Origin of the sequence: Actinocrinis puniceicyclus, assembly GCF_018283645.1 — a bacterium.
In the GTDB taxonomy this organism is placed as follows: Bacteria; Actinomycetota; Actinomycetes; order Streptomycetales; family Catenulisporaceae; genus Actinocrinis; species Actinocrinis puniceicyclus.
On the sequence record NZ_JAGSXH010000186.1, the window covers coordinates 1 to 7,207 of the forward strand.

Sequence of the window (7,207 nt, forward strand, 5' to 3'; positions counted from 1 at the left end):
AGTTCTGTGAGAAGACTCGATTCAAGGGCAGGGGCCGTCGTGCTGTCCAGGGTTTCCGCGTAAGTCACAGCCTGTGAATTATGCCGCCCACCTGCGACTACACGAATGAGGCTTTTGAATAATCCTCCTGGTTGGAAACCAAAAGCTCGTTCACTCAGCGCTGGAGATGGATGCAGCGCTCTGGCAGGCGAGCGGTGCGGTTTGCCACACGAAAATCACGGAGGCGGAGTGGGACGACCTGCGCGAGCCGCTGGAGGTGACCCGGTTGGCGTTTGTGAACGCAGCGAGGCGGAACCTTCTGAGGGATGTGTCAGTGATCGAACGCCTGGTAGCACGTCCTTCACTGGAGGAGCTGCACCGTGAAACTGGCAAGCGAGCTGAGGCCGAAAGCGCGGGCGGATTGGCCTAAAGTCAGTGCAGTGACTACAGAAGGCTTACACCGTCGTGGCTGCGAACGTGCGGCCACGTGGGTTCGAATGCGTCGAGAATGCGAACGGCGAACGCCTCGCTCATGCGCTGTGGGATCTCGTCGGGTGTCAGCCATGCGAACGCCTGGGTTTCGTCGCTGGGCCGTAGCTGGCCGCCGGTGACGTGGCAGCGGAAGACGATGGCCACGATGCCGTGCTTCATGTTCTTGTAGACGCCGGTCACGGACTCCGGCTCGACGGTCAGCCCGGTCTCTTCATAAACCTCGCGGGCGACTCCCTCGGGGATCGTTTCGCCGAGTTCCAGGACGCCGCCGGGCGGTTCCCACTGGCCGTTGTCGCGTCGCTGCACGGCCAGGGCGCGGCCGTGGTCGTCGATGATCGCTGCTGCGACACTCACGGAGTGGGTCGGTGTCGTCGTTGGGCTCATGGCTACAGCGTAGACTCTGCTACAGGAGCGAGGAGTAGGCATGCGGACCGCGATTGACCCGATAAGTGATCGTCCGGCGTATAAGCAGATTGCCGATGCGATCCGCGACGCGGTGTCGAGCGGCGAAATCGGGCCTGGTGAGAAGGTTCCGAGCGAAGCAGACTTGATCCGCTTGTTCAACGTCGCTCAAGGAACAGTCCGCAACGCCTTGAGCCTCCTTCGTGCGGAAGGGCTACTGCGGGCGGAACACGGCAAGGGCGTGTTCGTCCGGGAGCGTCCCCCGATGCAGCGCAAAGCGTCCAACCGCTTCCGGCGCTCGCACCGCGATGCGGGTAAGGCCGCGTACACGGTGGACGCCGAGGCCCTGGGTATCAAGCATGACGTTGAGGTGTTCAAGGTTGGCCCGGACGTGGTGCCGGACGAGATTGCGGAACGGCTCGGCGTGCCGGTGGGCTCGACCGTTTTGGTGCGTAGCCGCCGCTACCTGCACGGGCCGACGCCGACCGAAATTGCCACGTCCTATGTGCCGTGGTCGATCGCCGAGGGAACGGCCATGGCCGAGGAGAACCCCGGCCCCGGCGGCATCTATGCGCGGATCGAAGAGGCCGGCCACCGGCTCGGCAAGTTCACTGAGGATGTCACCGCGCGGATGCCGATGCCCGATGAGGCCAAGGCACTGCATCTGCCCTCGGGTACGCCGGTGATGCGTGTCCTGCGGACGGCGTACGACACGAACGGGGTCGCGGTGGAGGTCTGTGACACCGTGATGACCGCTGACCTGTTCGTTCTCTCCTACGAGCTGCCCGCAGACTGACTCCTTCATAACTCCTTTGCAGGAGCTCTTGACTGCCGCTAGGATTACTCCTATAAATAAGTACAGAGGCACTTATCTAGAGAAGGAGTTCTTCAGTGAATCTTCCGCTCGATCCGACTCGGCTGATCCTGGCGATGGCTCCGGCCGCGCCCCGGATCAAGGACAAGCAGACCGGTGAGATCGACACCAACCGTGACGGCGTGGCGCTCTACGAGGTGCAGGCCGTGATGCAGATGGACGGCGGTGCGCCGTTGCCGATGAACATCTCCGTTCCGGAGACCGGTCTCGCGGACACGATCGACATCGGTAGCAAGCTCAAGGCCACGGGCCTGATCGCGCGCACCGGGGTGTCGAAGTTCGGCAAGGAGTACGTGATGTTCAGCGCTGCGGCGCTGACGGTGGCGGGCTGAGCGATGGCCACGGTGGTTCTGATCGCGCTCGGGCTGGTCGCCGCGCTGACGTACTGGCGGCGCCTGGCCCGGCGCGGGGCACTCCAGTTGCCCAAGGATCTGGTGACCTCGGCGGTCCTGCTGGGCCGCGCTGTCTATGCCCTGGTTCGCTTCTACGTGCGGTTCGTGCTCGGGGAGGTGCGCTCATGGTGAACCCGGAGCACCTCGCGGCGGTTATGGCCGTGGCGACCGGGGGAGCGGTGGCGCTGCCGTACTCGGTCACCGGCCTGCGGTACCTGACGGTGGATGCGGACCGGCGTGCGGTGATGCGCCGTGGCTGGTTCATCCGGGCCACGTGGCGTCGTACGGCTGCGCGTATCGGCCTGGTGCAGACCGATCACGCGGCGAAGGTCGGCGCGGACATCCCGCTGGCCGGGGAACTGCGCCGGTCCTCGGACAAGCCGCGCGTCCTGATCCCTCGCATCGCGGTGCGGGTGGAGGCGTGGGGCCTGCGCATCGACGTGCGTACGGTCGGGCGGATCGGGCTCGGCGAGTTGCAGGCGGCCTCCTCCTACCTTGCGGACGCCTGGCGGGTGCCACAGGTGCGGGTCGAGCAGGACCGGCCCGGTGTGGTGCGTCTTCGTGCCCTGCTGCGCGACCCGCTCACGGTCCCGACCAGGTATGAGCCGGACGCCTCGGCTCCGGTGGATCTGGCCTCCTGGCCGGTGGGCCGCGACGCAGACGGACAGGAAGTCACGATCCGCTCCTCGGGTGTCTCCGGTGTGGTGCTCGCCGGCCTTGCCGGGTTCGGCAAGACCTCATTCCTCAATACCCGCTTTTGTCAGCTCGCCCCGTCCCCGGCGGTTCAGTTCGTGCTGATCGACGGCAAGGGCGGCCCGGACTACGACGATCTGTTCGCCCGTGCGTGGCTGTACAGCAAGGACGACCTCGACCAGGTGCACGCGGTGCTGAGCAAGGTGCACCGGCTCATGCTGCTGCGTCAGGGCGGTATCGCGTCGGTGTTGGGCGTGAAGAACGTCTGGCACCTCGGCCCGTCCGAGGCGTGGCCGCTGGTGGTCGTCGTGGTCGACGAGGCGCACACCTTCTTCAACGAGACCAAGACCGACAAGGCTCGTGACAAGGTCACCGGCGAGATCACCCGCATGGTTGAGGAACTGGTGCGCAAGGGCCGCAACGTCGGGATACAGACGATCCTGGCCACCCAGAAGGCCACCGGCGACGCGATCCCCACCCGGATCCGCGACAACTGCCAGGCCGCTGTCTCGTTCGCGCAGCGCACCTCGGAAGCCTCCGTGGCGGCGCTGGGTGCGGACATCGCCGAGTACCCCGAGGCGCACCCGCGCCGTCTCCAGCACCCCGACTACATCGGCGTGGCCTCCATGGTCGTCGAAGGACGCCCCGGCTTCACCCTGGTGCGCACCCCGCGCACCGAGGACGACACCGCCGCCAGGCTCGCGGCCGACACCGCGCACCTGGTCTCGGACCCACTCGCCCTGATCGAGTACCAGACCCGCGGCCTGCACGCCGTCGAGGACGACACCGCCGCCTAGCCGCTCAGAAACCTGCTGTTCGGCGCCCTGCGCGCAGAGTCCCTACCCGCTCCATGCCCGAAGCGAGAAAGGCAGAACCCTGATGGAAACCACCTCGACGCACCGGCTGTTGTCGGCCGCGAACGGCGCTACCGCGCTGCTGGGCCGCCTCGACCTCGGCCAGCTGCCCGCGCTCTGCGCGCTGCACATCGGCGCGAACCACCGTCGCGGCTGGCGCATCGGCGTCGCGGCCCTGCTCAACGGCTACGGCCTGAGCGAACTGGAGCAGATCGACGCCATCCGCACCTGGGCCGTGGCCCTGGGCGGCGTGGTGCGCCTCGACGAGCAGGCCACCCCCGACGAGCACGGCTCCCACCGCCACCTGGCGGCGCTGGTCGACCTGCCGGACGGCTCGCACTTCGAGGTCTGGACCCACCTGGTCCGTGTCTCGCTGTCCGTCCCCGCCTCCGTCTGATCCGGCCGCTGCCGCTGGCCACCAGTCCACGCCCCGCGGCCTGGTGACCGGCGCGACCTACCCGGCTCGAACCGATCAACACCCGAACACAAGGAAGGACAGAACCCTGATGGACCCCGTTGAACTGCTCACCCTCGCCGCCGGTGTCGGCGGCACCCTGACCGGTTTCTTCCTCGGGCTGCGCGTGTGCGGCCCCCGTATCCAGATCGAATGGACCGAGCGCCACCCGCGCGAACTGGCCCAGCAGGTACGCGACGGAGAGGTCAAGCTCTCCGCGCTGACCGAGCACTCCCGCCGCCTGGTCCTGGCCGAACTGGCCCGCATGGGCAACGGCCTGGAGCTGGAGGACTCCGCGCAGTTCCTGACCGTCACCGGCATCGGCGGGCGCTACGTCGGCAAGCCGGAACCGGACTGGGCGCACCGCAAGGCGGCCTGACCATGACCGCCCCCACCCTGCACGCCGTCACCCGGCCGCCGTCCGGGTTCGATCCCGCGATCGAGTCCGACGGCCTGACCCTCGACACCGAGCACGGCCCGGTGGACCTGGTCGCCGTCCAGCGCGCGCTGTCCGGCGAGCGGCTGCACCTGACCCGCGCCGAACACAAGTACGTCGCCGCGCTGATCCGCGCGCACCTGGCGGTCTACCCCACGCGCAAGGCGGCCTGACGTGGTGCACCTGCGCGTGATCGCACCCGCCCCAGAGATCAGGGACCTGATCGACCGTCTCAGGTCCCTGCCCGGCCTTCAGGTCGTCGAGTCCTCCCGTCCGCTGCCCGCGCGCACCCCCGGTGCGGTGCGCCAATACCTCACCCTCATCCCCACCCCGACCGTAGAGAGGAGCTGATCCCCATGAGCGCGCTGCGGCGCATCAGCGACGGCGTGCTGTTCCAGGCCGTACTGACCGGTTCGCTCTCCTTCTCCCACATCCACGACCTCGCGGCGGCCCACGGGCAGGGCGGTTGGAAAGCGTGGCTCTACCCGCTGTCCGTCGACCTGCTCACCGTCGCCGCGTACCGCAAACTGACCACCGCCCGGTCGGCCTCGGCCCCCGCCGGCCTGGCCTGGTGCGCCTTCCTGCTCGGCCTGGCCGCGTCCCTCGCGGCGAACATCCTCGGGGCCTGGCAGAACCCTGACCGGCTCGTCGCCGTCGCACTCGGCGTCTGGCCCGCCGTCGCCTTCCTCGTATGCACCCTGCTCACCCACGACCCCACACCCGCGAGCGCCCCCGCGACTGCCTCTGCACCCGCACCGACACCGACCGATGCTCCGGCCCCCGCCCCCGCGGCCCGGCCTGTCGACACCGCGCCCGCGCCGCGCCCGGTCGTCGTCGAGCAGGTGGCCTCGCCTGCGCCTGCTGCCCCGGCTGAGCCGGTGCCCGCGCTGCCGGAGGTCTCGCCCAAGTTCCTGGAGTGGGCGCGCCGCGTAGCCGAGCAGCACCAGCGCGAGCACGGCGCACCCATCGACCTGGGCACCCTGCGCACCCGCCTGAAGGTCAACGAGCCGTTGGCCCGCGCCGTGCACGCGCACCTGAGCACCGGAACGGCAGGTGCCTGAGATGGCCGACACCGCGCAAGCCGCCTACCTCGAACTCGCCGTGCGCGCACTGGAGAACCGCGACCGCCCGGCCTTGCTCGGTGCGCTTGCCTCCCTCGACCTGGCCACCCTCGACCACCTCGCCGCCGTGCTCGCGCACCCGGTGTGGTCCGCGCTTGCTCCCGACCTCCCGTCCATCTCGCGCCTGCTGGAGGGCTGAGCGTGACTCTCGACCTCGCGTCGCTGACCCCCGGTGAACTGGCCTCCCTGGCCCGCGTCACCGGGGCACTCGGCCAGCTCGCCAACGCAGGAACCTGCGAAAACCCCATCCGCCTGGTCGGCGGCCGGGACGTGATCGAGGCGGCGACCGGGGAAATGCTCGACTCCTCGACCGGCCGCGAGATCACCGTTTCGTGCGGCAACCGGCGCGCGTCCAAGTGCGCGTACTGCTCCACCCTCTACAAGTACGACGCCTACAACCTCGTGGCCTCCGGGCTGCGGGGCGGCAAGGACGTACCCGCCACGGTCGCGCAGCACCCGGCCGTCTTCCTCACCCTGACCGCGCCGTCGTTCGGCCCGGTGCACCGCGGCCCGGACAAGTCCGGCCAGGCCCGCTCCTGCCACCCGCGCCGCGACGGCTCCGGCTGCTTCCGCTGGCACGCGAAAGGCGATCCGCTCATCGGCACACCCTTGGACCCGACCAGCTACGACTACGCCGGGCACGTCCTGTTCAACGCGCTCGCGGCCAAGCTGTGGTCGGTCACCACTACCGAGATTCGCCGCGCCCTGGCCCGCACGCTCGGCATCACCCGCACCGCCCTGAAGGAACAGGCGGTGGTCACCTTCGCCAAGGTCGCCGAGTACCAGGCACGCGGCGTCGTGCACTTCCACGCCGTCATCCGGATCGACGGACCGAACGGCCCGGCCTCGACCCCGCCGGCCTGGGCCACGGTGCAGCTGCTGAAGGATGCGATCGAGCAGGGCACGGCGCGCGCCACCGTGGCGGCTCCTGAGTCCCGCGCGCTCGGCGAGTACGTGTTCGGCTGGGGCGAGCAGGTCAGAGCCGACCCGATCACCTCGGCCACCCTCGGCGGCGATGGCCAGGTCAATGACGTGACCGTGGCCCGGTACATCGCCAAGTACGCCACCAAGTCAACCGAGATCACCGGCGCGGAACTGCCCCGCCTGGCCTGCCGCACCTGTGACGGCACCGGCCGCATCGTCGAACGCCACCTCGACCGGCCACCGATCGAGGTTCCCTGCCGGTACTGCCACGGCACCGGCCGAACCCTCGACCTCGACCAGTGGAAGCTGACCGACCACGCCCGGCGGCTCATCGAAACGTGCTGGCTCCTGGGCGGCCTGCCCGAACTCGCTGACCTGCGGCTACGCCAATGGGCGCACATGCTCGGCTTCCGCGGCCACTTCGCTACCAAGTCCCGCACCTACTCCACGACCTTCGGCGCGCTGCGCCAGGAACGCGCCGACTACACCCGCGCGCTCGATCCCGAACTCGCCGCGCTCGCCGACTCCCCCGACGTGATTGTCATCAACCACTGGTCCTACGCCGGACCCGCCGACGTGACCGGCC

At 69.0% G+C, this 7,207-nt stretch carries 12 protein-coding genes; 11 read left to right on the plus strand and 1 reads right to left on the minus strand.

Annotated elements, in window-relative coordinates; translation table 11 throughout:
• Positions 1 to 423: 423 nt before the first annotated feature.
• Positions 424 to 855, minus strand: a complete 432-nt coding sequence (locus KGA66_RS27045) for an NUDIX hydrolase (protein ID WP_211472075.1) — start codon at positions 853 to 855, stop codon at positions 424 to 426.
• A 40-nt stretch (positions 856 to 895) separates the two neighbouring features.
• On the opposite strand from KGA66_RS27045, the gene KGA66_RS27050 reads away from it, so the two are divergent.
• From KGA66_RS27050 to KGA66_RS27100, 11 genes are all read left to right on the plus strand, one after another.
• Positions 896 to 1,669, plus strand: a complete 774-nt coding sequence (locus KGA66_RS27050; protein WP_211472077.1) for a GntR family transcriptional regulator — start codon at positions 896 to 898, stop codon at positions 1,667 to 1,669.
• Positions 1,670 to 1,764: 95 nt separating this feature from the next.
• Positions 1,765 to 2,079, plus strand: a complete 315-nt coding sequence (locus tag KGA66_RS27055; RefSeq protein ID WP_211472079.1) for a hypothetical protein — start codon at positions 1,765 to 1,767, stop codon at positions 2,077 to 2,079.
• A 3-nt stretch (positions 2,080 to 2,082) separates the two neighbouring features.
• Complete coding sequence (locus KGA66_RS27060; protein ID WP_211472081.1) at positions 2,083 to 2,271, plus strand: hypothetical protein; 189 nt, start codon at positions 2,083 to 2,085, stop codon at positions 2,269 to 2,271.
• A complete protein-coding gene (locus KGA66_RS27065) occupies positions 2,265 to 3,629 on the plus strand; it encodes an FtsK/SpoIIIE domain-containing protein (RefSeq protein WP_211472083.1) in 1,365 nt (454 codons plus the stop codon). Before KGA66_RS27060 ends, KGA66_RS27065 begins: the two co-directional genes overlap by 7 nt.
• 82 nt (positions 3,630 to 3,711) lie before the next feature.
• Entirely contained in the window at positions 3,712 to 4,083 is a 372-nt protein-coding gene (locus KGA66_RS27070; RefSeq protein WP_211472085.1) for a hypothetical protein, read from the plus strand.
• 109 nt (positions 4,084 to 4,192) lie between these two features.
• Positions 4,193 to 4,519 carry a hypothetical protein gene (locus tag KGA66_RS27075; protein ID WP_211472086.1) on the plus strand — a complete coding sequence of 109 codons (327 nt, stop codon included), beginning with the start codon at positions 4,193 to 4,195 and terminating at the stop codon, positions 4,517 to 4,519.
• Positions 4,520 to 4,521: 2 nt separating this feature from the next.
• Entirely contained in the window at positions 4,522 to 4,749 is a 228-nt protein-coding gene (locus tag KGA66_RS27080) for a hypothetical protein (RefSeq protein WP_211472088.1), read from the plus strand.
• Position 4,750: 1 nt separating this feature from the next.
• Complete coding sequence (locus KGA66_RS27085) at positions 4,751 to 4,927, plus strand: hypothetical protein (RefSeq protein WP_211472090.1); 177 nt, start codon at positions 4,751 to 4,753, stop codon at positions 4,925 to 4,927.
• Between the two features lie 5 nt (positions 4,928 to 4,932).
• Positions 4,933 to 5,637 carry a DUF2637 domain-containing protein gene (locus KGA66_RS27090; protein WP_211472092.1) on the plus strand — a complete coding sequence of 235 codons (705 nt, stop codon included), beginning with the start codon at positions 4,933 to 4,935 and terminating at the stop codon, positions 5,635 to 5,637.
• Between the two features lies 1 nt (position 5,638).
• Positions 5,639 to 5,836, plus strand: coding sequence for a hypothetical protein (locus tag KGA66_RS27095; protein WP_211472094.1), 198 nt, complete (start codon positions 5,639 to 5,641; stop codon positions 5,834 to 5,836).
• A 2-nt stretch (positions 5,837 to 5,838) separates the two neighbouring features.
• The coding region (locus KGA66_RS27100) for a zinc finger-like domain-containing protein (RefSeq protein ID WP_211472096.1) at positions 5,839 to 7,207 on the plus strand (1,369 nt) is incomplete at its 3' end.

Bases quoted from the DNA above. Each gene is read 5' to 3' on its own strand.
- KGA66_RS27045 (WP_211472075.1), bottom strand. From the start codon at position 855: ATGAGCCCAACGACGACACCGACCCACTCCGTGAGTGTCGCAGCAGCG.
- KGA66_RS27050 (WP_211472077.1), top strand. From the start codon at position 896: ATGCGGACCGCGATTGACCCGATAAGTGATCGTCCGGCGTATAAGCAG.
- KGA66_RS27060 (WP_211472081.1), top strand. From the start codon at position 2,083: ATGGCCACGGTGGTTCTGATCGCGCTCGGGCTGGTCGCCGCGCTGACG.
- KGA66_RS27065 (WP_211472083.1), top strand. From the start codon at position 2,265: ATGGTGAACCCGGAGCACCTCGCGGCGGTTATGGCCGTGGCGACCGGG.
- KGA66_RS27070 (WP_211472085.1), top strand. From the start codon at position 3,712: ATGGAAACCACCTCGACGCACCGGCTGTTGTCGGCCGCGAACGGCGCT.
- KGA66_RS27075 (WP_211472086.1), top strand. From the start codon at position 4,193: ATGGACCCCGTTGAACTGCTCACCCTCGCCGCCGGTGTCGGCGGCACC.
- KGA66_RS27080 (WP_211472088.1), top strand. From the start codon at position 4,522: ATGACCGCCCCCACCCTGCACGCCGTCACCCGGCCGCCGTCCGGGTTC.
- KGA66_RS27090 (WP_211472092.1), top strand. From the start codon at position 4,933: ATGAGCGCGCTGCGGCGCATCAGCGACGGCGTGCTGTTCCAGGCCGTA.
- KGA66_RS27095 (WP_211472094.1), top strand. From the start codon at position 5,639: ATGGCCGACACCGCGCAAGCCGCCTACCTCGAACTCGCCGTGCGCGCA.